General features: G+C 70.8%; 16 protein-coding genes. 9 read left to right on the forward strand and 7 right to left on the reverse strand.

Annotation, left to right across the window (positions count from 1 at the left end; all coding sequences use genetic code 11):
• Positions 1 to 69 precede the first annotated feature (69 nt).
• The 3 genes from BLQ63_RS01340 to BLQ63_RS01350 all read right to left on the reverse strand — a co-directional run bounded on the left by BLQ63_RS01340 (position 70) and on the right by BLQ63_RS01350 (position 7,568).
• Entirely contained in the window at positions 70 to 1,806 is a 1,737-nt protein-coding gene (locus tag BLQ63_RS01340; RefSeq protein ID WP_091027345.1) for a GTPase domain-containing protein, read from the reverse strand.
• A 1-nt stretch (position 1,807) separates the two neighbouring features.
• Positions 1,808 to 5,572, reverse strand: coding sequence for a GTPase (locus BLQ63_RS01345; RefSeq protein ID WP_091027346.1), 3,765 nt, complete (start codon positions 5,570 to 5,572; stop codon positions 1,808 to 1,810).
• A 769-nt stretch (positions 5,573 to 6,341) separates the two neighbouring features.
• Positions 6,342 to 7,568, reverse strand: a complete 1,227-nt coding sequence (locus BLQ63_RS01350) for a glycosyltransferase (protein ID WP_091027347.1) — start codon at positions 7,566 to 7,568, stop codon at positions 6,342 to 6,344.
• A gap of 233 nt (positions 7,569 to 7,801) precedes the next feature.
• On the opposite strand from BLQ63_RS01350, the gene BLQ63_RS01355 reads away from it, so the two are divergent.
• From BLQ63_RS01355 to BLQ63_RS01370, 4 genes are all read left to right on the forward strand, one after another.
• Positions 7,802 to 8,659, forward strand: coding sequence for a hypothetical protein (locus BLQ63_RS01355; RefSeq protein WP_091027348.1), 858 nt, complete (start codon positions 7,802 to 7,804; stop codon positions 8,657 to 8,659).
• 267 nt (positions 8,660 to 8,926) lie between these two features.
• The gene (locus BLQ63_RS01360; RefSeq protein WP_091027349.1) at positions 8,927 to 10,300 is read left to right on the forward strand and encodes an outer membrane protein assembly factor BamB family protein; all 1,374 of its coding nucleotides are present in this window, start codon (positions 8,927 to 8,929) and stop codon (positions 10,298 to 10,300) included.
• Between the two features lie 166 nt (positions 10,301 to 10,466).
• Positions 10,467 to 11,834 carry a S1 family peptidase gene (locus BLQ63_RS01365; protein ID WP_177154733.1) on the forward strand — a complete coding sequence of 456 codons (1,368 nt, stop codon included), beginning with the start codon at positions 10,467 to 10,469 and terminating at the stop codon, positions 11,832 to 11,834.
• 31 nt (positions 11,835 to 11,865) lie between these two features.
• The gene (locus BLQ63_RS01370) at positions 11,866 to 12,492 is read left to right on the forward strand and encodes a hypothetical protein (RefSeq protein ID WP_091027351.1); all 627 of its coding nucleotides are present in this window, start codon (positions 11,866 to 11,868) and stop codon (positions 12,490 to 12,492) included.
• Positions 12,493 to 12,629: 137 nt separating this feature from the next.
• On the opposite strand, the gene BLQ63_RS01375 is transcribed toward BLQ63_RS01370, so the two are convergent.
• The 4 genes from BLQ63_RS01375 to BLQ63_RS01390 are packed head-to-tail and all read right to left on the reverse strand — an operon-like array spanning position 12,630 to position 18,252.
• Positions 12,630 to 13,106: a SitI3 family protein gene (locus BLQ63_RS01375; protein WP_091027352.1), complete on the reverse strand. Its 477-nt coding sequence runs from the start codon at positions 13,104 to 13,106 to the stop codon at positions 12,630 to 12,632.
• Positions 13,096 to 13,929: a CdiA C-terminal domain-containing protein gene (locus BLQ63_RS27590; protein WP_143014722.1), complete on the reverse strand. Its 834-nt coding sequence runs from the start codon at positions 13,927 to 13,929 to the stop codon at positions 13,096 to 13,098. Before BLQ63_RS27590 ends, BLQ63_RS01375 begins: the two co-directional genes overlap by 11 nt.
• A 37-nt stretch (positions 13,930 to 13,966) precedes the next feature.
• Positions 13,967 to 17,902, reverse strand: coding sequence for a trypsin-like peptidase domain-containing protein (locus BLQ63_RS01385; protein ID WP_177154734.1), 3,936 nt, complete (start codon positions 17,900 to 17,902; stop codon positions 13,967 to 13,969).
• Between the two features lie 11 nt (positions 17,903 to 17,913).
• Positions 17,914 to 18,252: a CU044_2847 family protein gene (locus tag BLQ63_RS01390; protein ID WP_091027355.1), complete on the reverse strand. Its 339-nt coding sequence runs from the start codon at positions 18,250 to 18,252 to the stop codon at positions 17,914 to 17,916.
• Positions 18,253 to 18,392: 140 nt separating this feature from the next.
• Between BLQ63_RS01390 and BLQ63_RS01395 the strand changes: the two genes are divergently transcribed.
• Genes BLQ63_RS01395 through BLQ63_RS01415 form a run of 5 tightly spaced genes read left to right on the forward strand, consistent with a single transcriptional unit; the run spans position 18,393 to position 26,223 of the window.
• Positions 18,393 to 20,786: an AfsR/SARP family transcriptional regulator gene (locus BLQ63_RS01395; RefSeq protein ID WP_177154735.1), complete on the forward strand. Its 2,394-nt coding sequence runs from the start codon at positions 18,393 to 18,395 to the stop codon at positions 20,784 to 20,786.
• Positions 20,783 to 22,903, forward strand: coding sequence for a serine/threonine-protein kinase (locus BLQ63_RS01400; protein ID WP_091027357.1), 2,121 nt, complete (start codon positions 20,783 to 20,785; stop codon positions 22,901 to 22,903). Before BLQ63_RS01395 ends, BLQ63_RS01400 begins: the two co-directional genes overlap by 4 nt.
• A gap of 34 nt (positions 22,904 to 22,937) precedes the next feature.
• Positions 22,938 to 24,221: a vWA domain-containing protein gene (locus tag BLQ63_RS01405; RefSeq protein WP_091027358.1), complete on the forward strand. Its 1,284-nt coding sequence runs from the start codon at positions 22,938 to 22,940 to the stop codon at positions 24,219 to 24,221.
• Entirely contained in the window at positions 24,218 to 24,874 is a 657-nt protein-coding gene (locus tag BLQ63_RS01410) for an FHA domain-containing protein (protein WP_091027359.1), read from the forward strand. Before BLQ63_RS01405 ends, BLQ63_RS01410 begins: the two co-directional genes overlap by 4 nt.
• On the forward strand, positions 24,871 to 26,223 hold the full coding sequence (locus BLQ63_RS01415; protein ID WP_091027360.1) for a hypothetical protein: 1,353 nt from the start codon (positions 24,871 to 24,873) through the stop codon (positions 26,221 to 26,223). The genes BLQ63_RS01410 and BLQ63_RS01415 overlap by 4 nt, the downstream gene beginning before the upstream one ends.
• Positions 26,224 to 26,226 lie beyond the last annotated feature (3 nt).

Consider the following 26,226-nt stretch of genomic DNA (forward strand, 5'->3'; position numbering starts at 1 on the left):
GCGCGGCAGCAGCACTCCGGTGCAGTCTCCGCACGCCCAACAACTGGGGCACCGGACACCACAGGGCCGTCAGTGCTCGGTTGGCGGATGCCGAAGCAGCGCATCGAGCGCCTTTGTCTCCTTTTCGCAGTGCGCGATCTCGGCGGCGATCGTCTCGGCCATCGATCCCGGTCGCCGGTCCTGGAAGTCGTCGCGGACGGCGTCGACCTGGCCGTTCCAGCCCGACCCCGGGCTGTTGAGGACCGCGTCGACCACGGTGTCGGCCGCGGCGCGCAGCTCGTCCCTGGTGGCGAAGCGCCGTTCCTGCTCCAACTGCCTCTCGCGGCTCTCGTGCCAGGCCTGGAGCGCCGCCGCGCCGCCGGCGAGGATCGCGGGCGCGGCCTTGGACACGGCGTTCGCCATCGACTGGAGCCCCCGGTTCCCGTCCACCGTGCGGCGCACGTACTCCGTGGTCCGGTACGTCACCCCGCCTTCCGGCGTCTGGAACCAGGTGTGGTCGCGCACCCTTTCGATCTGCGTGACCTTGCGCGGCACCGAGACCGGCGCCGCCGGAGCCTGCGGGCGCAAGGCCATGCGCTGGGCCGAGGCGTCCCGCAGCCGCTCTGCCAGTCCACCGACCAGCGCGCTGGTCCTCGCCGCCCGCTCGAGCGCCCGCCCGGTGTCGCGCACGTCCAGAATCTCCGCCACGAGCTGCCCGGTCTCCCTCCACGCCAGGGCGGTCGACCGTTCCTGCTGGTCGGCCGCGGCCTGCTCGATGAGCGACCGCAGCTGCGCGAACGACTGCTCGGTCCACTCCTCGACCACGCGGGTGAAGCGCTCCTGCGCCACCGCGATGCCCCTGCCGCTCTGCTGCTCGCCCAACTCGGCCGCCAGTGCAGCCATGCGCTGGCGCAGTTGGCTTTCGGCGGCCTTCCTGAGGCTTTCGAGCAGTTCGATGAACTGGTCGTAGCGGACGACTTCGGCCTTGACGGTCGCCTCGCGCCCGCGCAGTTCCTCGGTCCAGGCGAGGGCCTGGTCCAGGACTCCGGAGGCCGTCGCCGCCCAGAACCGCACGCGGGCCGCTTCGCGGAGCCGTTCGCGCTGCGGCACCAGTGAGCGCAGTGCCTCGCGCAGCGCGGCGATGCCGTCGAGGTCGCCCAGTTCCCGCAGCTGCTCGACGCGCTCCGCGGTGACCTTGAGCCCGGAGGGCCCGGCGATGACCGCGTGGACGCTCCCGGCCTCGATCCGGTCGGACAGCTGGGACACGAGGTCGGCGGTCTTCGCCTCCCGCCATGCCGCGTAGTCCTCCTCATAGTCCGGGTCGGCCCCTTCGTCGGCCTTGCCGATGACGAACCGGATCGCCCCGTCCGGCAGCGGCAGCGGCCGATGCGGGTTGAACCGCGATCCTGTCACGACACTGAGGAACTCGTCCCGGCCGTCGGTGAGCAGCTGCACTGGCGCGACCATGAGCACGGCGTCGGTGACCAGTAGGGACCGGTCCGCGTCGGCGCCGAGTCCGGCGGTCCCGGCCCGCATCCCCGGGGTGTCGACGTACCGCAGCGGCCCCGAGTTCACCGCGCGCACTTCGGCGGTCTCCGGTGCGGCGGAGACGTGGAGCGAGTCGGGGATCGGCGTGCCGTCCTCGACGAGGAGCCGGCGGATCAGCGTGGTCTTCCCGGCGTTGTAGGGCCCGTAGACGGTGACCACGAGCTGCGGCCGGGCGGCGAACTCGTTCCATGCCGCGTCGGCGTGCGACACGTGGTCCCGGTCGGTGAGCCGCTGGACGCGCTCGCGCACCTGCTCGCTCCACTGCGCAATGGTCGCCATTTCAATCCTTCGGTGTGCGTAGGGCTTTGCGTGCCTTCTCCAACAAGTCCTCGTACTGGGCGATGCGCGCGCCGTCGACGTCGATCTGTCGCTGCGCCTCTTCGCGCTCGCGCCGCCGCAGATCGGCCCAGGCAGCGAGCGCTCCGGCGTTGCGGTCCAGTTCGGCGATCAGCTCGGCCGCGGGGCCCGCGTCCTCGCGGCTGGGGTCGAGGAGGCGGTCGACCCACAGCTCGCCGGAGTAGGCGAGTTCGGCGCGCGCCTGCTCGAAGAGCGGGTCGCGCTTCTTCGCGCGCTTGCGTTCGGCGAGCGGTTCGGCCGCGTCCACGACCCCGGTGACGAGCACGCCGATGGCGCCGCCGATCACGACGCCGGCGAGCGGGTCCTGGAGGATCCTGCCGACCCTTCCGATCGGGGTGCGCCCGCGCCCCCATTTGAGTCCCGTCATCGAGGCGGGGAACTCGGCGTCGGGCAGCGCCTCTCGGAACGCCCTGCGCCCGAACTCGGCGCGCATGTTCTCCGTCGAATGCCGGTTCCACTGCCCGATCTGCTCGTCGGTCGCCATGAACCACGCGTTGACGAGGTCGACCACCGCCGGGTTGCGGGCCCAGTCGCGCAAGGTCTCCGCCTCTTTGCGCGCGGCGGCGACCGGCGCGTTCCTGATCCGGTCGAACCGCTTCTCCAGGTGCAGGCGCACCGCGCTGCGCAGTTCGGCGATCTGCGCCCACCGTAGATGCGCGGCCGCCGTGACCTGTTGTCTCGCGGTGCGCTCCAACAGGTCCAGTTCGCGCACGGTCCGCTCGGCCCGGTGCCGGCGGGCCCGCGCCCCGGCGAGGAGCCCGGCGAGCGAGTGGTGTCCGGTGTGGAGGACCGCGGCGTCGGGTCCGTTGCGCTCCAGCGCCTTGACCGAGGTCGTGATCGTGCCGAGGACTTCGGCGATGCCGTCCCAGGCGCGGTACGGCGCGATCTGGTCCGGCCGCGTCAGCAGCATTCCCGAAGGGGCGCTGATCGCGTGGTGGACGCGTTCGGGTGGCACCGTGTGCCCGCGCCGCTTGAGCAGTTCGAGGAAGGCGTCGCGCTTCTCGCCGATGGCCTTCGCGAACTCGCCCTCGTTGTAGAACGGGTCGGGTCCGATCTCGTCGACGCGGTTGAGCACGAACAGGACCCGGTCGATCCTCCCTGGTTCCGCCGCGTCGTCGCCGGTCCCCAACACCTCGTCGAGGTCGGTGTTCTCGCCGTGCGCGAAGGTCGGGTTGAGGAGGTAGAGGATCATCGTGGCGCGCCGGACGGCGGTGAGCGCCGCGGCGGTGTGCTCGCGCGATCCCGACCGCAGCCCCGGAGTGTCCACAAGGGTGAAACCGTCCATCTCCCACCCGGTGACCTTGTCGGTCAGCGGCTGCGCGGCCACTTCGAGCCCGTCCCCGGGGAGCCGTCCCGCCTCCAGCATCAGGCGTCTGATGAACGAGGTCTTGCCGGTGCTGTAGTCCCCGCACAGGACGACCGTGGGGTTTCGGTCGGACATGAGGCCCGCCAGTTCGCCTTGCAGCGCAGTGAGTTCCGGGTCCGCGAGCGCTTCCGCCGCGGCGGCGACCTCGCGCATCCACTTGCGGCCCGCGCCGAGCCTGGGGTGGCGCTGCGCGGTCCTGAACTGCGGCGCCGAACGCAGCCGCAGCAGCAGGCGCGACATCGAGGAGGGCCGCGGCGTCTTCGCCAGGACCACCTCGCCCTCCTCGCCGTCCGGCCGGAGGAAGTCGGGGTCGTCGCACCAGTCCTCGCCCAGCCACAGCTGCCCCGACGTGCGCCCCGTCGCCGTCTCGCACGCGGCCACGGCCGCCGCGAGCAGTTCCTGCGGCACCGGCCCGGTCGCCGGCACCTCGTCCCTCTCGCGCACCAGGAGTTCCCGCAGCCTCGCGACGCGCGATCCGAGCTCGCGGAACTCGACCGCCCGGCGGATGCGGGGGAGCACGGTGGTGTTGCGCAGCGTCTCCAGCAGCGTGTCGATCTCGTTGTGGACGTCGCGCCGCAGCTTGTCGAACGTGGCGTCGACGCTGAGCCTGGCCTGCGCCACGAGATCGCCGGTCTTCTCGTCGAACAGGCGCTTGCCGCGCCGCTTGAGCAGCATCCCCGAGATCCGTCCGGCCACGCCCGCCCCGACGAGGAGCACCGGGATCACCAGCGGGCCGCCCACGGCCAGGGCGCCCACGGCCAGTGTCAGGCCGCCGACGAGCGCAGCCGAGCCGATCACGCCCGACACGTTGCCCACCCCGATGAGCCGCTTCCCCGCGGCGCCTTCGAGTCTGAGCGTCCGCCGCGTCAGGTCGAGGTCGGCCGCGAGTCCCTTGTCGATGATGTCGAGGTTCTCGCGCAGGAACTCCTTGATCTTCGCGTTCAAGTCCCGGACGACCGTGTCGAGGTCGAGCGCGCCGTACACCCCGGCCTCGAACGCTGCCTCGCCGATGTCGCTGCGGTCGCGGATCGCGGCCTGCACGAGCCGGTAGGCGTTCTCGTTCGCCTCGTCCTGGAGCCCGCCGAGCACGATCTTCAACTGGTGGCGCGCATAGGGTTCGACCCTGCCGGGGATCGGCGCCGCGGGCCCGGCCCTGCCGCGCAGCTCGTTCATCCGCGCCAGCGCCGGACGCAAGCCGCCCGGATCGCCCGAGGCGGGCAGCCCGAGCACTTCGACGGACTGGTCGACCGCGCGCTCGAGGTCCGCCGCGTATGCGCTTGCGGGCCTGACGATCTCGGCGTCGAGCACGTCGGCGGCCTGGTCGAGCGTGCTGCGCACCTGCCCGCGCAGCATCCCCAGGCGCAGGCCGGCCGCGTCGGTGCGCACCGCCCGCGTCAGCAGCGACTCGAGAGCGGGCACATTGGACCAGGCGTCGATCTTCGCGGCCCCGTGCATCTTGAGCATCCCGCTGCGGGTGGCGGTGAACGGCCCCGCGTAGGCCTCGCCCGCCCTGGCGAACGCGGCGAACTGGGCGTTGATCGCCACGACCGGGGTGCTCGCCAGGCCGGTCGCGCGCAGTTCCTGCCGGATGCGCCGCACGTGCTGCTCGACGGCGACCGAGAGGTCCCTGCGGTCGCCGCGGCTGGTGACCTTCCGCGGATTGCGCCAGCCCTTGTTGCGCACGTTCAGGATCGCGACGGCGGGCTTGCCGTACGCGGCGATCCATTCGGCGACCTGCGCGAACTCGCCCTGCGTCTGGTTCTGGGAGTCGAAGCACAGCAGCACCACGTCGGCGATGAGGACCGCCTCGTGCGCTTGGCGCTCAAGGAAGTCGGTGGTGACGCCTTCGCGGCCCGAACCGAGCGTGCCGGGCGTGTCGTGCAGGACGCAGTCGTTCCAGAAGACATGGCGCACGACGTCGGTGTGGTCGGACCGGCCGGGGGAGATGGACGCCCCGTCGCCGTGGGTGAGCGCTTCGATGAGCGTGCTCTTTCCGGCGCCGGTGCGGCCGAAGAGCACGATGTTGAACTTGGCGGCCGCGACGTTCAGGCGGTGGGAGATCGACTGGAGCCCGGCGGCGACGCTCGAAGCGGACTCGTACTCGGCCGCCGCGAGCGCCTGCATCGAGTCGGCCCGGGCCCGCTGCCGACGCGACCCGCTCTCGGGGATCGCGGCGTCCGCCGCCTGGCGGCGCATCGAGTGCTGCAAGGCGGCCGCGATGCGGTCGAGGCGTTCGACCATGGACCGCGCCTGGGGCGCGCTGCCGGCCATCGCTTCGCTGATGGCCGCGGCGAGGCCGTGGTCGTCCGCTTCCGAATGCATCGACGGCTCCTCTGCCCACCGGCTTTCTCCGCAGGGTCGTCCCTGCACGGTCTCGTGCGCATGTCGCCGCCGACGGCGGTCTCCTCGGCTCCGGCCAGTCTACGAGCCCCGGCCGACATGTCCGCGTCAACGACTACCCCGGCCCGCGCCGTCGAACCGCCGAGTCGGTGCCGGCGACCGATACGGCGACCCGGGCCCGCGAGCCGCCGCCGGGCCGGTGCCGGCGGCCATCGTGAATACCCCGGGCCTGCGGGCCCTGGAAAGTCACCGACCGTGTCGGGGCCGACCAGGTCGGACCCGGCCTCCGGTCCGTGCCGTCGAACCGCCGAGTCGGTGTCGGCGACCGGTGCGGCGACTCGTGTCCGCGAACCGTAGTCGCAGGTACCCACGGCGGCCATCGTGAATGCCCGGGCCCGCGAGCCTTCGGAAGGCACCGAGCGTGCCGAGGCCGACCAGGTCGCCCTGGCCCGCACCCAGGCCTCCGGCCCGTGCCGGCGAACCTCCGGGCACGGGAGGCCGGACGTCGCCGCCCGGCCTCCCGCTCTTTCCACGGGTGTTGATGGAAAGCACTGTTCGAAACGCCCAGCCCAGCGAGCATTGCTCGGCGGCCGGGTGCGCACGGCCCGGCGGGCGGTGCGCGTGAGCGCTGACCGCCGGACCGTGGCGCCGCTGCGGCACTGTCCCCCTAAGCAATCTCGGCCCAGCTCAGTCGATGCATCGTGCGAAGCGACCTCAACTCAGCTGGCGCCCCGTCCGAAGCCACCTCGGCTCATCCGATCTCGTCCACCAGCAGCTTCGCCGCGTAGGCCGCGCCGTCGCGGCGCATCGACGCGGCGACCTCGGTCGCCCGCCTCGCCGTCGCCGAGTCCAGCGCGGTCGCGAACGCCGCCGTCAGCGACTCCGTGGTCGGCACCGGACCCTCATGCGCCGCACCGATACCGAGCGCGGCCACCCGCCCGGCGAAGTACGGCTGGTCCACGATCTGCGGCACCACCACCTGCGGCACGCCCGCCATGGCCGCGGTCGTCGTGGTCCCCGCCCCGCCGTGGTGCAGGACCGCGGCCGAGCGCCGGAACAGCGCCTGCTGGTTCACCTCGCCCACCACGAAGCAGTCGTCACCGCCGTCGATCACGTCCAGATCGGCCCAGCCGCGCAGCAGCACGATCCGCCGGCCGTGCGCCCGCGCCGCCTCGACGGCCGCCCGAGCGGCCTCCCCCGGCGCCATCAGCGGGATGCTCCCGAACCCGGCGTACACGGGCGCCTCGCCCGCCGCGAGGAACGCCTCCAGGTCTGCGGAGAGCGGACGATCGTCCTCCAGGATCCACGCGCCCGTCTGGACCACGTCGTCGTCGGTCGTCTCCCATGGGCTCAGGACCGGATCGGTCGCCAGCCACGGCCCGTTGTTCACGTAGTCGCGCACGTTGTCGACCGGCGCCAGCCCGATCGACTCTCGGTATTCGTTGATCGAGGGCCCGAACAGGTCCTGCATGACCTCGATGTTGTGGTCCCACAGCACCCGGTTGTCCGTCACGCCCTCCGGCAGCGGCCAGCCCGGCATCGGGTGCGGCGGGTGCGCCGGCGACGGCAGCGTGGTCGGCTGGAGGAACACCTTGACGAACCGCAGGCCCAGCTTCTCGCTCACCGCCTGCGCGGTCGCGACGCCCGGGAACAGCCCGGTCGCCACGATCGCATCGGCGTCCCGGGCCGCCTCGGTCAGCGGCCCCGAGTAGGCCTCGATCAGCTCGTCCACGTGGACGCGCAGGTCAGCGGAGGTCCGCGGCGCCTTGCCCGTGGTCCGCAGGTCCTTCACCAGGGCCCGGACCGAACCGCCCACGGGCAGGTGCGGCACCCCGACCTTGCCGAGCAGATCCACGAACTCCTGGTCCGGCGGCGCGAGCACCAGCGTCTCCGCACCGAGGCGCTGCAACTCGACGGCGAGGGCCGCGAGCGGTTCGACGTCGCCGCGCGATCCGCGGCTCGACAGCAATACGCGCATTCCTGGTCTCCCTCTTCGAGGATTCTGTGCTTGAGCGGCTATTCTGCACCAGGTCAGAGGGGGGTATTCACCCCCGGTGACGGCGTGCTCGACGCGGTGCGATAGAAATAATGAAGGTGGCCGGAAGCAGCGGCCGCTTTTTTCATGCCCATTTCCCGCCGCTCTTCCGCCGGTGCCACGCCTCGCCGTTCGCGCCTTTCGCGGGCAGGCTTGACGGGGCTCACGCGCCGCGAGTGGCGCGTGAGACCGGCGACGCGAGCGAGGAGAAGACACTGAACACCGACGTCCCCAAGTGGCTCGTGCGGACCGCAGCGCTCGCTGCGGGTCTGACCCTGCTGGCCGGCTGCGCCATCGACAAGGGCTCGGCGCTCGCCGCGGATTTCGAAGAGCACTGGGCCGACACCGCGGACGTCGCGGAGATCGACACCTACGGCGCCAACACGCTGCCCTTCATGGGATCGGCGACAGGAACGCTGATACTCGAGGACGGCACCTCGGCCGACCGCGTCGCCGAGCTGGCGAACGAACTCGGGGCGTACGTCGCCGACAACTGCGAGGTCACCGGCGAGATCACGGCCGAGGGCGTCACCTTCGCCGTCGCCCCCGACAGCGGGCGCACCGGCCAAGTGGTGGAGATGTGGGAATCGCTGACGGCCGACGACCGTGTATCGTCCGGCGCCATCGACATCGGGTTCCAGAACGAAGACAGCTGGACCATCGAGATCACCGCCGCCGACGGCTCCGGAGCCATGGCGGTGTTCAACGAGATGGCCGCCGACACCGACCCGTACCGGCCGTTCTCCTCAGCGACGGTGACGACCCTCGAGGTCAGCACCGTGCAGGGCGCGCCGACGTCGCTCAGGGTCGCCACCGACAATGAGGGCCGTGTCCCCGCCGCCGCGATCGCCGCGTACGAAGCGGTGGCCGCGCAGTACACGGTCGTCGGCGGTGCACTGCTCTCCGAGCACGGCACCGAACGCGCGAGCATCGTCGTGGCGACGGGAGCGGATGCGGCCCATGCCGACGAACTCGCCAGGAGCGCGGCCCCCGGCCTCACCGACCTCGAAGTCACCGTCGAGAGCGGCAACTGACCCTCGGACGCCCGCCTCGTCGACCTGATCGCAAGCGCTGCAACGGATGCAGGCGGCGAGGCTCGCCTCCGAACCCTGAAGGCGACCCCCGTGTCGAGGGGCATTCGCGATGTGGTTATAGTAAGAGGGGAAGCGAGGCCGAATCGGCACTCGCCTTTTTTATTGCCCGAAACCTGTTGCCGCGTACCGGTACCGTCGCCGCATGACAGGAACCCCCGCCCTCCGCCTCCTCGGCGTCGCGGCGTCGCACTGGTCGCGCTGGTGGGCTTGTCCACCTTCATCGATGAAGGCGATCCGTACCGGGAACCCGAACCGGACGAGTCGTCGCCGGTGGAGACCGAACCCTCGCCCGTGATCGAGAGCGACCTCGAGATCACCGTGATCGAGGAGGACGCCGCCGCGCAGGCGTTCGCCCTGCCCGCGACACCGAAGCTCGATGTCGACGAGTCGGCGATCTCGGGCGGACTCATCGAAGTGGTGCGGGACGCCGCGCTGGCCGGCGACAACCTCATCGTCTCCGGCGGCACCGACTCCTTCGACCACTTCGTCGTGCTCGACATCGCGACCGGCGAGGTCAAATGGCAGCAGCACGGCGAAGACGTGCTTCCCGGGGCGGACGTCGAGGTCTGGGCACCCGGGCTCGATGCGAAGTTCGCCCCTCCCTCGGTGATGCAGGGACCCGACGGCTGGCTGGTCCTGGTCCCCTACACCGGCCTGAACTTTCGAGTCGCCGGCGAGACGTCCGAATCCGGCGTCGCCGCGCTCTCGGCAGAGGACGGCAGCGTGCAGTGGACCGCGCCGCTCTTCGAATACAACCCGGACCACGAGACCAACCAGATCCTCAACGGCATTGCGGTCAGCGGTGGCACGGTCGTCGCCGATGTCGGTGTCGTCCGGACCGACAACACCGCCGCGCCGCTTCCCGAAGCAGCGTTCGCCGACTTCCGGACCGTGGCGCTGGACGCGGCTGACGGCTCGATGCTCTGGGAGGCGCCGGGGACCTCGGTCTTCAATGTCCTAGGGTCGCTTGAGGTTGCGGGCGGGATGGTCTATGCCGCAGACGCTGAACAGATGGTCCTCGGAGCGCCGTCGGAGATAGTAGGGCTTGACCTTGCCACCGGGACCGGGCTGTGGACCTTCGCGGAGGAAGACCGATACGTGAGGGTGGAGACCGCCGTGGCCGGGGCGGCGATGCTCCACCTCTCTTCGAATCCCGAGTGGACGCACCCGGCCGAACAATCCGTGCTCTTGGATGCGGCGACCGGAGAGACGTTGGCGAGCGTCGACACACAGGTCGACTGCGTCAACGATGGAATCACCCGCATGGCCTGCACGTTCGCCGACCTTGGAGGTAGCGAGCCCGTGGTCCAGCTCTTCACCTTCGACGCCGCCGACCCGGGCATCGGCATTGCCGCCGATCCGCTTCCCAGTTCCGTACGTTGGCCGACGGCCTTGCTGTCGGGCTGGATCGTCATACAAGACGAGGACACGAGAAACCTAGTGGTCGACGCAGCCGGCAAGGGGGTCTCATCCGCCAAGCAGTTCGGCGTCCCGGTGACGGCGTCCGAAGCGTATGCGGTGGTGGCGGGGCGTGCCGACGGGGCCATTCTCGATGACCTCAACCTTTACGCGATTGAGTGATCGCATCAGTTCGTCACCGACTTCTTCGTGGTCCCTGGGGATGCGGGCTAGTCGGCGGCGTCGAGCGGCAAGTTCATTCGAAAGCCGCGGCTGAGAAAGAGGGGCGCGTTCCCGGGCGGTGAACGGGACCGGTTGAGCGGCTTCGGATATGGGAGACTCTGAACCTATGGCGAGATCCGATCATCTGGCCGAGCGCCCACCGTGGCTCGTGCGCATCCCCTACCCGGACGGCGACCGCATCGCCGGCGCGGGCATGCTCGTGAGCCGCCGCTTCATCGTCACGTGCGCGCATGTCGTCGGCCTGCACGCCGGACGGACCGCCGAGGCCGCCGGACGCGGGGCCGCCCCGGCATGGCCGGTGAGCGTCGAGTTCCCCTTCGCCGACCTGGCCGGACCGCACCCCGCCACGATCGTCCACTGGGCGCCGCTCCGAGACGACGGCGATGGCGATGTGGCCGTGCTGCGACTCGAGAGGCCCGTCCGCGAGGTCGAGTCGGCGCCGCTGATGATCCCGAAGCAGATGCGGGGCCACCGCTTCTCCGTACACGGCTTTCCGTCCGGCGACCGCGCCGCGCGCGAGGCGGCGGGGACGATTCGCGGCGCGAGCGGCCAGTCCGGCAACTGGGTGCAGGTCGACGCGGACGGCGTCACCGGATGGTCGGTCGAGCACGGCTTCTCGGGCGCGCCGGTGTACGACCACGACGCCGGAGCGGTCGTCGGCATCATCGCCCTCATGGACCGCCACCGCAGCGGCCATCTCCTGCCGGTCCGGTACCTCCGCGAACTCTGGCCGCGGCTCCCGATCCGGGACGGGGACTGCGAACCGCCTGAGGCGGAACCGGAACGCCCGAAGGCTCCGCGCCCGCGCGGGCCCGTGTTCAGGCAGGCGTGGGCCGGCGACGAGCCGCTCAAGAAGTACACGAAGCTCCCCGAGCCGGGGGGCATGTTCATCATGGTCATCGTCGCCGCTGGGCTCATCCTTCTGGCGATGGTGCTCCAGAACGAGAATCCGGACAGCTGGACCTACAGCACCGATGAGGATCTCCGTCCCCTCCGGCTCGTCTTCGTCGGCATCGCCGCGGCGGCGGGCTGGTACGCCTGGTACCTGCGAGTGGAGGAGTTGAAGCCCCTCAAAGGACGGATGATGCCCTGGTCGCTCACCGTCGACGGCGAGGGCGTCAAGACCACCGGTGCCAACGGCAACCTTCATTTCCCCTGGGCGGCAATCGAATCGGTAGTCATCGCCCGGATCGGGGCCCATCCTCTGAAGAAGAAGGCGCTCGACGACGTGTTCGAGGCCGTCCACGTCAAGCTGCGGAGCGGCGAGGACAAGGCGCTCCGCCGGCCGGCGGGCTGGCCCGTCCCGGCAGCGGTGGAGCTGAAGCCCGGAAGCGCGAAGTGGCAGGTGGCCTGCGTTCTCGGCCCGCTAGAGCCGCCGCAGCGCAAAGCCCTCCTCGACGCGCTCTCCCGGCACGCGGGGGACCGGCTGGTGGACACCCAGACCGTGGGCGGCAAGATCAGCTTCTGGGGCTGAACGCCGATCCACCGCTGAAAAGGAGCGAGTCATGGCCGAAGTGCCGCCGCAGCCCCCGCGACCGCAGGGGGCGAATCTGCATCGGGCATCGGTCTTCATCGTGCCGTTGACGATGTACCTCACCGCGCTCTCCTTGTTCGCCACCGCGATCGGCCTGCTCATGTCGCAAGCGGACATCAATGGCGCCCTCGAAGAGGTACTGCTCGGGGATCCGTCCTTCGCGGACGCGGACTGGGCGTCGGGAAACATCGCGGGGGTAATTGCCTTCTCCTTGAAGATCACCGCCGTGCTGTACCTCGTCTTCGCGGCGCTCCATCTCGTGCTGGGCCCGCTGAACTACAAGGACAAGCGGTGGGCGAGGATCCTCGGCTGGGTCCTGGCGGGCGTCTCCCTGGGCTGGTGCGGCATCGGCGGCCTTCTCCTGCGGAAAGGGGTCACCAGCGCGTCGTTCTTCGGGGAGTCGTACAACAACCAGATATCCAACGCGCTCATCGAGGCCACTCCCGCCTGGCTCACCGCCTTGCAGGTGATCTCGTGGACGCTGCTGATCGTCGGGTCGGCGCTCGTCATCGTCCTGCTGGCGGTACAGGATTCGAAAGAGCGCCCCCGCGCAGAGGCGCCGGCCTACAGCCCTTACGTCGAGCCTCCGCAGGATTGAACGGTGCGTGCTCATTCGCCGCCCGGGTCGAGGCTGGTCGCGAAGTTGATCGTGTAGCCCCTCGCTCATGATGCTCCTCGGTCGTTGTACCAGGTGCGTGCTCGAACGCCGTGAAGTCTGGACGGATGCGGGCCGATTCAGAGGAAGACCTGCTCCAGTCGACGCACGGGGTATTTCACGAGCAGGGGATCGAGGAGGCCGTGGCGGTTGTAGTCGCCTCGGCGCAGCCGCTCGTCGAGGACGATGCCCTCGCCGAGGCGTTGGAGCAGGATTTCCTCGCCGTTGTAGACGAAGATGCCCTTAGTACTGAGGTGATCCTCGAAGAACCGGACCACCGCGTTGATCATGTCACCCTCGACGGCTGCGGAGGCTTCGCCGCCGATGTTCTTGACCTCGCGGAACGTCACTGACAGGTAGGTCGCCTCGTCACCGAGGAGCGCTCGGATCTCGGGGTCGTCTTTAGTGGGCCAGGTGGCGGTGTCGACTTGGAGATCGGCGCGCGCCGCATAGGTCGCCGTGTGCCGGTGCTCGCAGCCGAGGAGATCGGCGAAGTAGTCGAGCGCCTTGGCCTCGGACAGCACGGGGGTGGCTTCGAGGGTGAACTCAATCGCCATGGTGTGCCGCCTCCGTATCCCACGGGTAGAACTGTGTCACCTTGCCGCCTTTGACGACCTTGATCTCCTGGAGGCCGCGGATGGGCGAGCGCTCCAACCGGGCCCTGATCTCCTCGGCGGTGGCGCCGCAGCCGTCGAGGTTCAAGATTATCCGGTCGGCCTGCCGGTCGGCGTCGCTCTTGCCGACCTTGTTGCGAATGCTGGTATGGATCGTGCGGGTACTGGAACCGGTCGGCGAATAGCAGTCCCACCATTGCCCGTCGATCATGTAGTCGGGCGCTTTGCCGTTGGGTCTGGATGGCGGGTTCTGCTCGATGTCGTAGCCGGCTTCGGCGAGCACCTTCGCGGCCTCGTTCTCTCTGCGGATGTCGGTCGGGTTGCCGCCGGTGATGTCGGCGTTCGCAGGCTCGCCGCGCGGTCGCCGGGCCGAGTCGGGCGCGAAGCGCGGCGGCGTTGCGGGCGGACGTTCACCTCCGGGTTCACCGGTTGGAGAACTTGTTTGAGGCGGTGGTCCAGGCGAGGCGCCGCCGCTATGGTTGCCCGGTGCGGCCGTATGCCCGCCGCCGAGTAGCGCGATGTATGCGTTCATCGCCTCGTCGCCCACTCGGATATTCGCCCGGGCCTCGTCGAGCCTGTCGAGCGCGGCCTGCCATTGGGCGACGCCCTCGGGAACCAGTGGGCTACTCGACCCGACCGTCGCTGCGGTGATGAAGCCGACCGAATCCCCGAGTTGGGTTCGGACGGCGTCGAGACTGGTTCGGGTTTGACCGGTGTCGTCGGTGAGCGCTCTGAGCTGCTCGACCAGTTCGCTCAGCAGCGACACGCGAAAGTCCTTGCGAGACAGGGCAGGTCATTCTCCATCATGAAGCGGCGTGCTTTCGCCTCCTGGTCGTTCGGGCGAAGACCGAGACGTCGCGGCCGGAGCCGACGGCGAGGTGGCCCTCCTCGGTGAAGGCGACGGTCTGCACCGGCTCGGGGAAGGGGATCACGGACTTCACCGCACCCGTTGACAGGTCGACGACCGTCGCCTCGCGGTTGTAGCCCACCGCGGCGAACAGTTCGCCGTCGAGTTCCGCGCAGGCGAGTCCGTTCGAGATCCAGCCTTTGAACCCGAACTCGAGACGATGCCGCCGCTCGCCGGTGCGCAGATTCCAGGTTTCCAGTTCACCGCCGTACACCAGCAGCACGGCGTGAGGGTCGCCCTCGATCGTCAGCGAGTCCATCGCGCTGATACCGCCCTCATTGCCGGTGTCGACGCTCCCGAGCGGATCACCGGTGTGGAGGTCGCGCAGTCGCAGCACGCCGTCGTCTCCGCCGATCACCGCGGCGGCACGCCCCTCCATGGACACCGAGGCGATGGCCTGCGGCCATTCGACCTCGATGAGGATCGGCCGCAGCTGTTCTCCGGTGCCGACCTGCCAGATGCGGATGACATCGGATTGTTGAACGGCCGCGACCGTCCACTCGCCGTCGACCACCGCACCGGCGATGTCCTTGAGGGTGAAGATGCTGCGCTTGCCGGAGATCCTGCGGACCGTCGCTCCGGTAGCGGCCTTTCGCAGCGTTATCCCGTCATTTCGGGAGCTGGACAGCACGACCGAGGCTCCGGCGGCCATCGCCGTCGTCATCGAGGAGACCTCGGAGTCATGGCCGATCGTGCTCTCTCCTTGCTGCTCGTGCTCAAGCAGGTCCCAGACGCGGACCATTTCGCCGATTCCGGCGGTGATCGCCACCTGTCGGCCTCCCAAGGCGGTACAGGCCAGACTGCCGAGGCTGGTGTTGGCGGCACGGAAGCCCTCGCCGTGCTCACGCCGATCCCGCAGGCTCCAGACCCGGATCATTCCTCCGCGATCGGCGGTGACGACCGCGGGAACGCCCTGCAACTCCCGACAGGCCAGTGCGCGGATGATCTGGCCTTCGTCGCCGAACGGGGCGCCGAGCGGCTCCCGGGTCTGCAGGTCCCAGACTTGCAGCAGGCCGCTGAGGTCGCCCGCAACGGCCACGGGGCGGCCATCGAGAACGGCGCAGTCGATCGCGCTCACGCTGAGGAACTTGACCGGCGGCACCAGCCGCAGTTCGCCGCTCTGCTGTGCGGTGGTCAGGTCCCAGATCCGGATCGAACCGTCTTCGCCTCCGGACACCGCAAGAGGCCGGCCGTCGATCTCGGTGCAGGCGACGGCGTTCACGCTCCCGATATGGCTCGGGGAACGGTCGCCGTAATAGGCGCCGGTTCTCAGGTCGGTGAACTTGACCGAGCCGATGTCATCGCCGGAGACCGCGACCTCCCGGCCGTCGACCGTCGCCCATGCGAGGCACCGGATGGAGGTGCCGCCGGGGCCTTCGGTCCTGCTCAACACTCGGCCGGTGGCCAAGTCGGCGACCCTGATCGCTCCGTCCTCATGTCCGATGACGGCGATCGGCGCCCCGTTCAGCGTCCCGCCGGCGAGCGCGGTGACCCATGTCTCGGACGTCGACGGCACCTCGGCCTGCGGGCTTCCCGTGACGAGGTTCCACACCTTGATCGCGTCTCCGACGCCGACCGCCACAACGGGAACGTCATCGACGACGGCGCAGGTGATCGCGTCTGACCCGGTCGGGGCGACCTGGATGGTCAGTTGGAGTCGCGAGTCGATGCCGCTTCCCGTGGCCCACAACGGCCTCCATTCGAGGCCTGGACTCTTGGCGGGTCGCGCCAGATCGGCCGCGAGTTGGTCGGCACCGAACCGTGCTGCGTTGTAGGCGAGCAGCGCGCGGCGCTCGTGCAGCGTGGCGATGGCGAGGTGCCCCGAGGACGCCCGGTAGATCGAGGCTCGCAGGGCCGCCTCACCGGACCCCGCGCGCCCCAGCATTGGCAGCATGCGCTCAGGATCGGCCACGACCAGGAAGTCCAGTTCATCGAGGAGCGCTCCTACCGCATCGCCTCGGGCCGCGTGGCCGATCAAAGACCGCCACAGGTACGGCGGGGCCTGCTCCCATCCCTCGGCCCTTCCGATCGCGATGAAGTCCTTTGTGAGCAGTGCCTCGCTCTCGGCCCGGTCCTCCTCGGTCCTTGCCCGCCTTCCCAGGCACGCGTCGACCAGGGCCTGGTGGAAGATCCGGAACGACCGCCCGTCGGCCGCACCGGTCTCGATCAGGAAGTTCGCCGCTCCCGACTTCGCGAACCTGGCGAGCCGCATCGGGCTCACCTCGGTCCCCTCGAGGGACCGCAGCGCCGCCGACCACAGCTCCGCGGTGAAGCCCGGTGCGTCGGCGAAGGCCAGGGCCGTCAGCAGTTCCTCGGCGGGCACGTCATCGAAGGGCTCCAACCGTTCGAGGTAGTCCCAGAAGACCACGCTCACATCGGAACTGAACGCCAGCGCCTCCGGAGCGACCGGCTCCTCGTCGTACCGGCCGTGGCTGCGGGCGACCAGGCCCGCCACCAGGAAGTTGCCCTCCGCCAGTTCGGCGATGCGCCGCGCCACCGGGCCCGCAGTGCCCGGATCGCCGTACGGGTTCCGGCGTTGCTCGCCGCTGGCCTGCCGCAACGCCGCTTCGGCGTAGTCGGTGAGGTCCTGGAACTCGAAGTACTCCGGACTGTCCAGATCGAGCCGGTGCAAACTGTTCCCGAAGTGGGCCAGCAGGTCACCCGAGCCGTCGACGCGGCGGCCGCCGACCACGACGCTCGTGTTCGGCAGCTCCGAGAGCGGGCGCAGCACCCGCGAGGCGATCGCGCGGGCCTCCTTCGCGTCGGCGGCCTCGTCCAAGGCGTCGAGGACCACGTTGAACCGCTCCCCGCCGGCGAGTGCGCGGGCCATGGCGCCGGCGAAGTCCTCGGGCCGTTCGACGGGACCGCCCCCGCGCCGGGCGAGGATCTCGTTGGCGACCTCCAGGGCCGTCTTGCCGTTGGCGTGGACGGCGCAGTCGACCGAGCCCGGCTCGGCCCTCACCGCCGTGTCGTCCTCGGGAAGCATTGCGGCCCAAGGCTGGTGCGAGGTGGTGACGATCCTGCCGAGTGTCGCCGACTTGCCGACCCCGGGCGTGCCGGTCACCACGAGGACGCTGTGGCGGCGGCCGTCGCGGAGCCAGTCGACGATCTCGGTGAGCGCTTTGCGGCGTCCCCGGAACAGCCAGCCCTGCTCGTGGGTGCCCGACAGGCCTCTCGCGCGCGGCCACCAGTGGGACAGGTCCTCTTCCGCCGCAGGGGGAATCGCCGCAAGCTGTTCGGTCAGCGGCGGCCACAGCTCGCATAGGTAGTGCATCGCCAGCATGTGGCCCACGCGGTTGGCGTCCTTCGCCACCGTGAGGCCGATGACGGCCTGCTGCCCGACGTCCCAGACCGGTCCGCCCGAGAAGCCCTTCGCGACCGACCAGCCCTCGCCATCGGGGTCGATCTGGATCCATTCGGGCCGCGGTGGATTGGACAGGCGCCCCTTCGCGGTCCTGGCCAGCGCGCTGTCGTCGGGGAACCCGCGCAGCTCGACCGCGGAGCCGACCGGGCCGGGGAGGCGTCGCAGCGGTGCGGGCGCCAGGCCCGGGGGAGGGTCGGCCATGCGCAGGACCGCGAAGTCCCCGGTGCCGTCGGGCATCTCGGGGAACCAGCCGCCGTCGACCACGGTCGCGGTGGCCGTGCTGCCGAGGAAGGGGAACTCCAGCACGACCTCGCGGCCCGGTTCCAGCAGGAGCGCCGCGCCGCCCTGTCGCGGTTCGGCCAGGTGGGCGCAGGTGACGACGTGTTCGCCGTCGACGGCCACGGCGGTGCCCGCGGTCCCGCCGCCGGAGTTGCGGACGCGGGCCAGCCAAGGGGGCCGCTCGTGCATCGCCGTGTCCGCTATCGCTCGTTCTCCCATTTCATCGTGAGGTTCAAATGCGCCTCGGACTTGCCCGACACGATCTTCACATTGGTCTCACCGGTGAACTTCAGCCCCACCGAAAGAGTGACCTCAGTGGGCGGCTCGTCGATACTCGCGACTTGCGCGCGAACGGCGCGTGCAATTGCGGGAATGGAGGCCAGCGCTTCATCGAAAGTGATCTTGGCGCGGCGGGCGGCCGCGTCGAACAATCCCGCCCGTTCGAGCCCCTCCTGAGGGGCGCCGTCGCCGATCTCCAAGTCCACCAGCACAACCGGGCCGTTCTCATCATCGTCGAGCGCGAAGCCGACCGTTTCCATCCACCGCTCCTCGAAATCACCGGGGCCCGCCGCATCTGCGGGGGCATCCCATTATTGCGGGCGACCGCGAACCTCGCAGTTCCAGTACGCTTGCCCGATACGAAATGCCGTTCACCCCTATTCGAATCCGGAGCCACCCCATGCGATTCGCCATCCTCGGACCGCTGCGAGTCAGCGTGCCCGGGGAACCGGAGGCCGCACTCGACGACCGGCGCCGGCGCGTCCTGGGAATGCTGCTCCTCGCCGAGGAGCGCCCGGTCCCGACCGAGGTGCTCCGGCGCGTGCTCTGGGGCGAGACGCGGCCCCTCGGCGCCGACGAGCGCATCGAGAAGCTGGTCCGCGACCTGGAGCACTGGCTGCCCGACGACCTGCTGTGCGAGTTCCAGCGGATCGGCTCCAGCCACCGGCTCAAAGTGCGGCGCGACCAGGTGGACGTCGAGGTCTTCCGGCGCGAGGTCCGGGACGCCCGGGTGCGCCTCGAATACGGCGAGGACGCCGAAGCGGTCGACCTGCTCGACAAGGCCCTGCGGCTGTGGCGCGGCCGGCCCCTCGACGGCCTCACCGGCCCCGACATCGACGCGGGCGCCGCGAAGCTCATGGAGTTCAAGGCCGAAGTCGACGAGACCCGTTTCGAAGCGCTGCTCCGCCTCGGCCGCTTCGCGACCCTGATCGGGGAAGGGCGCCAGGCGATCCGCGAGCGGCCCTTCGACCAGGAGGCGACCAGGCGGCTCATGGCCGCCCTGGCCGAGGCCGGGCGCGACAGCGAGGCCAAGCAGGTCTTCGAGGAGCTCCAGGCGCGACTCGCCGAGCGGTCGGGCGACCGGCCCGTGCGCGAGGTCCGGGACCTGTACGACCGCATCGGCGGCGGCGACCGTCCGCCGCCCTCCCAGTCGCGGCAGGGGCCGACCGAACCGAGGCAGCTGACCTCCACGGCCGGGGAGTTCACCGGCCGCACCGGCCCGCTGCGCCGCATGGACCGCAGCCGCCTGCGCCGCGCCTCCGGCGTCGTGATCTCCGGGATCGGCGGCCTCGGCAAGACCTCGCTGGGCCTGGCCTGGGCCGAGCGCAAGGTCAAGGACTTCCCCGACGGGCAGCTCTTCGCCGACCTGCGCGGCGCCTCGGCCGAACGGCCGGCTGAACCGCTCGCGGTCCTCCACGGCTTCATGCGCGCCCTGGGATTCCCCGCCTCCGCGCTCGCCGCCGACCTCGGCCAGGCCGGGGCCGACTTCCGCGCCTACGCCGCCGGGCGGCGCCTGCTCGTCTTCCTCGACAACGCCCTCGACGCCGACCAGGTGCGGCCACTGCTGCCCGGCGTCGGGGACGGCTTCACCATCGTGACCGCGCGCGCCAAGATGCCCGAACTGGGCGACTTGGACGCGCTGGAACTGGAGGAGATGGACGCGGAGGAGTCCGAAGAACTCCTGCTGCGCCTGGCCGGGGCCGCGCCCTCGGCGGAGCGCTCCGCAACCCTCGCGCCGCTCATCCGACGCTGCGGCGGCCTGCCGCTGGCCCTGAGGATCGCCTCCGACCTCCTCGGCGACACCGACCAGCCCGCGGGGACGCTCACGGACCCGACAGGCCGCGCCGACGACGACCGCGCCGACCTCTGGGCCGTGTTCGACCTGTCCTACCGCCACCTCAGCGAAGCCGAACGGCGCCTGCACCTGGCGCTCGCGCCGCTCCCGGGCCCGAGCATCGGCCCGGACCTGGCGCTGTCTGTGGCCCGCCGGATCGGCGACGACCCGCAGGCGCTGCTCGACGGCCTCGTCCGCGCCCACTGGCTGCGCCGCGTCGGCGACCGGTACGAGACCCACAACCTCGTCGCCGCCTACGCCGCCGACCGCGCCGAACGGGAACTGTCCGCCGCCGAACGCCGGCTCACCCGCGACCGGGTCGTGGCCCACTTCCACCTCCTCGGCGCCGCGGTGGCACTGGAGGACTTCGAATTCCTCACCGCCGCATACGAAGCCTGGCAGGCCGAACCCAACACCTCCCGGCTCGCCAACGCGCTGTGCGCGTTCGCCCAGCGCGGGCACCGGCTCCCCGAACTCGTGCGCCTCGGCGAACGCGCCGCCGCGTCCGCGACCGATCCGGTCGACCTCGCCCGGCACTGCAACCTCGTCGCCGTCGCCGCCTTCGCGCAAGGCGACCTGGAGCATGCCGTCGCCTACGGCCGCAGGTGCGTCGCGGCCCTGGAGTCCACTCCGGGCGGGGACCGCCCCGGGACCGCCCGCGCCAACCTCGGCGGCGCGCTGGCGCTCCTGGAGCGGTACGACGAGGCCCTGCCCGTCCTCGAAGCGGCCCTGGCCGCGGCCGAGACCTGCGGTGCGTGGGACGGCGCGGTCACCACCTCGCTGTCGCTGGCCCGCGTCCACCAGGGCCTCGGCGACTTCCGGGCCGCCGAAGCCCGCCTCCTGGCCGCGCGCGCCCTCGACCGGGACCGGTCCCACGGACTGCGTGCCACCATGATCGACACTCATCTCGACGACGTCCGCCGACAGCGCGACGGCAACCGCGACGGAGCCGCCCCATGACCCACGCCGGCACCCACTGCGTCCGTCCCGACTGCCCCGGCGAGGGCAGCGGCGTCCACAACAAACGCGGCTTCTGCAACAGGTGCGGCGCCCACATCGACGACCCCGTCGAGGAACCGCCCGCACCGAGAGGAGGGCCGTCACTCCCCGAGGACGAGTTCACCTCGGTCTTCATCGACCCCGTTCCGCCCGAGAGCCAGCGCCGCTGCCGCAACCACCACCGGGTCGGCTTCACCAGCGACGGCCGCTCCGGTCCGCTGAAGGGCACCTGCGAGAGCTGCCACGAGCCCTTCGACTTCACCAACCATCTCAAGGCAGGCGTCCTCGTCGCCAACCAGTACGAGGTCCTGGGCTGCATCGCGCACGGCGGCTTCGGCGGGATCTACAAGGCCCACGACCGCAACCTCGACAGCGACGTGATCCTCAAGGGACTCCTCAACCCCGACGACCCCGAAGCCCAAGCGCTCGTCGAGGCCGAGCGCCGCTTCCTCGTCACCGTCAAACACCCCCACATCGTCGACATCCACAACTCCGTGAAGCACCGCTTCCCCGACGGCGCCGAATACGACTACCTCGTCATGGACTTCGTGCCCGGGAAGACCCTCGGCGACAAGGCGCACCCGGCCCGCCACGGACGCCGCGGCGTCGTCTCGCCGATCGCCGCGGCCGGCTTCGGCCTCCAGATCCTCGACGCCTTCGCGTTCCTGCACCGGTCCAAACTGGTCTACTGCGACCTCAAGCCCTCGAACATCATCCAGTCGCGCAACTGGCTCACCATCATCGACCTCGGCGCGATGCGCCACCTCGAAATGGAGGCCAGCCGGTACTACGGCACCCCCGGCTACCAGGCCCCCGAAGTCGCCCTCGGCCACGCGCCCGACGTCGTCTCCGACCTGCGCACGGTCGGGCGCACCCTCGCCGTCCTGACCCTCGGCTTCGACACCGCCGAACTGGTCGGCGACGAGGTGCGCGAAATCCCCCTCCCCGAGCGACCCGACGCCTTCAACGAATCGCTGTACCTGTTCCTCGAACGCGCCTGCCACACCGACAGGAGACTCCGGTTCCAAACGGCCGAGGAGATGGCCGACCAGCTCCAAGGCGTCCTGCGGCAGCTCCTCGCCGAGGCCGAAGGCGATCCCACCCCCTTGGCCTCCAACCGGTTCGGCAGCGAACGCGGAGCCTTCGCCTCCGAGCTGGCCGTGGCGACCGACCGCGTGTTCGACCACGCCCGCGGCCAGGACGCCCGCGCCGTGCTGCCCGTGCCCCTGGCCGACCGCGCCGACACCTCCTATTCAGCGCTGGCGGCGCTCGCGGCGCACCCGGCCTCGCGGGCGGTCGAACTCGCCGCCGTGCTCCCTCGGACCGACGAAGTCCTCCTCACCCTCCTGCGCCTGGCGATCGAGACCGACGCCGCCGACACGGCGACGCTCCTCGAAGCGGCCGAGACCCGCCTCCGCGACGACTGGCGGCTCGACTGGTTCCGCGGCGTGCGCGACCTCGCCGACCGACCCGCCGAAGCCAAGGAGCACTTCGAGAAGGTCCGCCGCCACCTCCCCGGCGAACTGGCCCCCATGCTCGCGCTCGCCGTCTGCGCCGAACTGGACGGCCAGGCCGCGACGACGACCGACGGCAACCGCGGCGCCGCCAGACGCTACGCCCAGGTGTGGCGCGTCGATCGCACCTACCCGAGCGCCGCCTTCGGCATCGCCCGCTGCTCGACCGAACGCTCCGACCGCCTCGACGCCCTCGCCCAGGTCCCGGCCGCCTCCAGCCAGTACCTGGCCGCTCAGCAGGCGCTCATCGCCGACCACGTGCGTCTCGGGCCGAGCCTGGACTCGGTCTCGGAGGCCGCCGCCCGCCTCGACCATCTCGGCGGCCTCGACACCTTCCAGGCCGGACTCATCGAGGCCGAGATCTGGCGGGCCGCGCTGGCCGTCCTCGAACCGTCCGAAGAGGACTCCAGTCGCCGGATTCACGGTGTCCCGCTGACGCGCAACGACATCGGCGCGGCATACGAGGCGGTACTGCGCCGGGTGGCACTGTACTGCGACGCCAAGTCGGCCCGGTGGGCCCTGGTGCTGGAGGCGAACCGCAACCGACCGAGGACCTGGCTGTGACGAACCCCTGTCCGGACCGAACGAGGAGGAACCCGTGAGCACCGCATTCGACCTCACCGTCGGGTACAACGGCTGGCTGGCCGCCGGCGACACGCGGCTCGACGCCGCCGTCGCGATCACGAGCGAGACCGACGGGAACTCGACGGCCGAGGTCGCCGAGATCATCGTGATCGACCGGTCCGGGTCGATGTACGGCGACAAGTTCACCGAGGCCAAACGGGCCGCGAAGGCCGCCGTCGACGTCCTGCGCGACGGCGCCTACTTCTCGGTCGTCGCCGGCGCCACCGAAGCGGTCCCGCAGTACCCGCTCGACGGGACGCTCGCCCAGGCGGACGACCGGACCCGGGCCGGCGCCCGCGCCGCGATCGACGCGATGAACGGCGGCAGCTCCACCTCGATCGGCGCCTGGCTGCGCTGCGCGGCCGACATCCTGGCCACCCGGCCCGCCGCGATCGGGCAGGTGCTGCTGCTGACCGACGGCCAGGTCACGCAGAACACCTTCGGCTACCACGCCGACCTGGACTACTGCCACGGGAAGTTCCGGTGCGACTCGGTGGGCATCGGCCTGGACTGGGACCCCGACGAGCTCGCGCAACTCGCCGAGCGCTTCCAGGGCACGTTCAAGTTCTGCGAGGACCTCGCGGCTCTGCCCGAGTACTTCACGCAGATCAGCGGGAACGCCATGTCCAAGGCCGCCGCCGACGTCGAACTGCACGTGGTCGTGCCCGAGGAGACCGAACTGGAGTCGCTGAGCCAGATGGTCCCGGTCAAACAGGACCTCGCCGGGCATCGGCGGCCGCTCGACGACGACGAGGAGGGTTGGGCGTTCCCCTTGGCCGCGTGGGGGACCGAGACCCGCGAGTACCTGCTCCGGTTCGACTTCCCCCCGACCGGCCTGGGCATGCGGCTCCAGGTCCTGATCGAGGTGTGGCGCGGCGACGAGCTCGTCGCCGAGAAGCGCGTCATCGTCAGGTGGACCGAGGAGCGCTCGCAGTTCCTCGCGATCGATCCGCAGGTCGCCGCCCTGCTGGGACAGGGCGAGGTGAGTGCCGAGATCGACTCGGCCGTGCGCGCGATCGACGCCGGCGACTTCGACACGGCGACCCAGGCCGCGCAGCGCGCGTACCGCCTCGCCGAGGAGGGCGGCTTCGACGGCCTGATGCACACGCTCGGGAGGCTGGCCGTCTACGACCCGGACACCAAGTCCGTCAGAATCCGCCAGAAGGTCAGCGACGGCGACCTGAAGTCGGCGATGACCGGAAGCTACGAGATGGAGGGCAGCCGGACCGTCCTCGGCCGCAAGGAGGAGCCGTCATGACCTTCCGGTGCCCCAACGGGCACGCCTCCGCCGACCCCGACCTGTGCACCGCATGCGCGATGCCCATGTCGGACTCGGTCGGCCTCCCCAGGAACCCGACGTTCCTCATGGCGCCCAAGGCCCGCTGCTCCTCCTGCGGCGCCGTACGCGGCGGCGACCACAAGTACTGCCCCGAATGCGGCACCCGATACGCCGCCGAGACCGACCCCCCGACCCCGCCGGTGCTGGTGGCCGACTTCGAAGTCCGCATCAACGTCGACCGCGGCTACTACGACGACACCGCCGCCACCCGCGGCGACGAGCGGCCCGTCTTCCCCTCCTACGCACCGGAACGCACCGTCCGGCTGCGGGGAGAGGCCGTCGAGATCGGCCGCGTCCGCCGGGTCCGGCCCGGCGGGAAGGCCCTGCCCCCTGTCAACCTCGCCGAGAAGCCCGCCGCCGACCTCGGCGTCTCCCACGTCCACGCCGTCCTCCAGCGCGAGGGCGACGACTGGACCGTCACCGACCTCGACTCCAAGAACGGCACCTACGTCTCGGGCGTGCGGCTCGAATCCGGCGCTCCCCGCCTGCTCGCCCCCGACGACGTGATCAACATCGGATTCTTCACCGCGATCACATTGCACCGCAAGGACACCGAGGGGAGCCGCCCGTGACCGCCTCTCGCGACGACGCCGCCCTCGGCCGACTCGGACTCCGCCGGGGGACCACCGGCACCACCTCGCTGTGGTCGCGCGCCGCCGTCGTGGTGATCGCGCTCGTCGCGATGGTGTCGAGCCTCGCTTTCGCCGTCGTCGCCTCCCGGGACGCCCTCGACACCATCGGCCACGAGTCCGGCCCGCAGGTGGTCGCCACCGCCGACCTCTACTTCGCCCTCAGCGACGCCGACACCCAGGTCGCGACCGCGATCCTCCTGGGCGAGACCGACCCCGACGCCACCGAGGCGGCCGCCCGCGAATACGCCCGCCTGCGCGGCGACATCGCCGCGTCCCTCCTCGAAGCCCACCGGCTCGCGGGCGCGGCCGCGACCCAGCGCGACACCATCGAATCGATCATGACCTACTACGGGGAGTACGAACAGCTCGCCGCCGAAGCCCTGCTCCAGTCCGAGCAGGCCGCCTACACCGAAGGCCAGGTGCCCGAGGCGGTCCTGGAGGCCTACCGCGCCGCCTCCGACCTCATGCAGGGCTGGATCCTCCCGCAGGCCTACAACCTCACCCTCGAGAACGGCACCATCGTCCGCGAAGCCCACGACGAGGCCCAGTCCGCGATCCGGTTCGGCATTCCCGCGGTCGCCCTCGCCGGCGCGGCCGCGCTCGCGGCCCTGATCTGGCTCCAGGTCTACTTCGCGCAGACGTTCCGGCGGCTCCTCAGCCCCGCACTGCTCGTGGCCACCGCCGTCACCGGCCTCTACCTGTACACCGGCGTCGTCGTGCTCGACGCCGAACGCGACGCCCTCGCCGAGGCCAAGACCGACGGGTTCGACGCCGCACTGTCCCTCGAACGCGCCAAGGCCATCTCCAACAGCCTCCACGCCGACCAGATCCGGTTCCTCCTCGACCCCGAACGCGCCGACGTCTACGAGCAGACCTACTTCGACAAGGCCCAGCAGCTCGTCTACGTCGAAGCCGGGAACCTCGAGGAGTACGCGGCCTCGCTCGAGGGCGCCCCCTCCGACACCGGCCTGGTCGCGGTCGGCCTCGACGGCAGCGCCAGCGGCGACGACGCCCTCGCGGCCTACACCGCGCTCATCCGCGCCGACGCCGCCATGCGCGCGAGCGACGCGCCGCCCTCCGAGCGCCTCGCGACGGTCGTCGCCGCGATCGCCGACTACGAGGCCGCGCTCAAGGACCTGTCGGGCAGGCACCTCGACCTCTTCGCGGACGCCATCGGCGAAGGCGAGAGCGCCATCGCCGACTTCGCGTTCCTCCTGCCCGCCGCGCTCGTGTCCCTGGCCGTGTTCACCTTCAGCGGCATCGTCCCGCGACTGCGCGAACTGTCCTGAGAG

It is taken from the genome of Glycomyces harbinensis (assembly GCF_900101745.1).
GTDB classification, from domain to species: Bacteria; Actinomycetota; Actinomycetes; order Mycobacteriales; family Micromonosporaceae; genus Glycomyces; species Glycomyces harbinensis.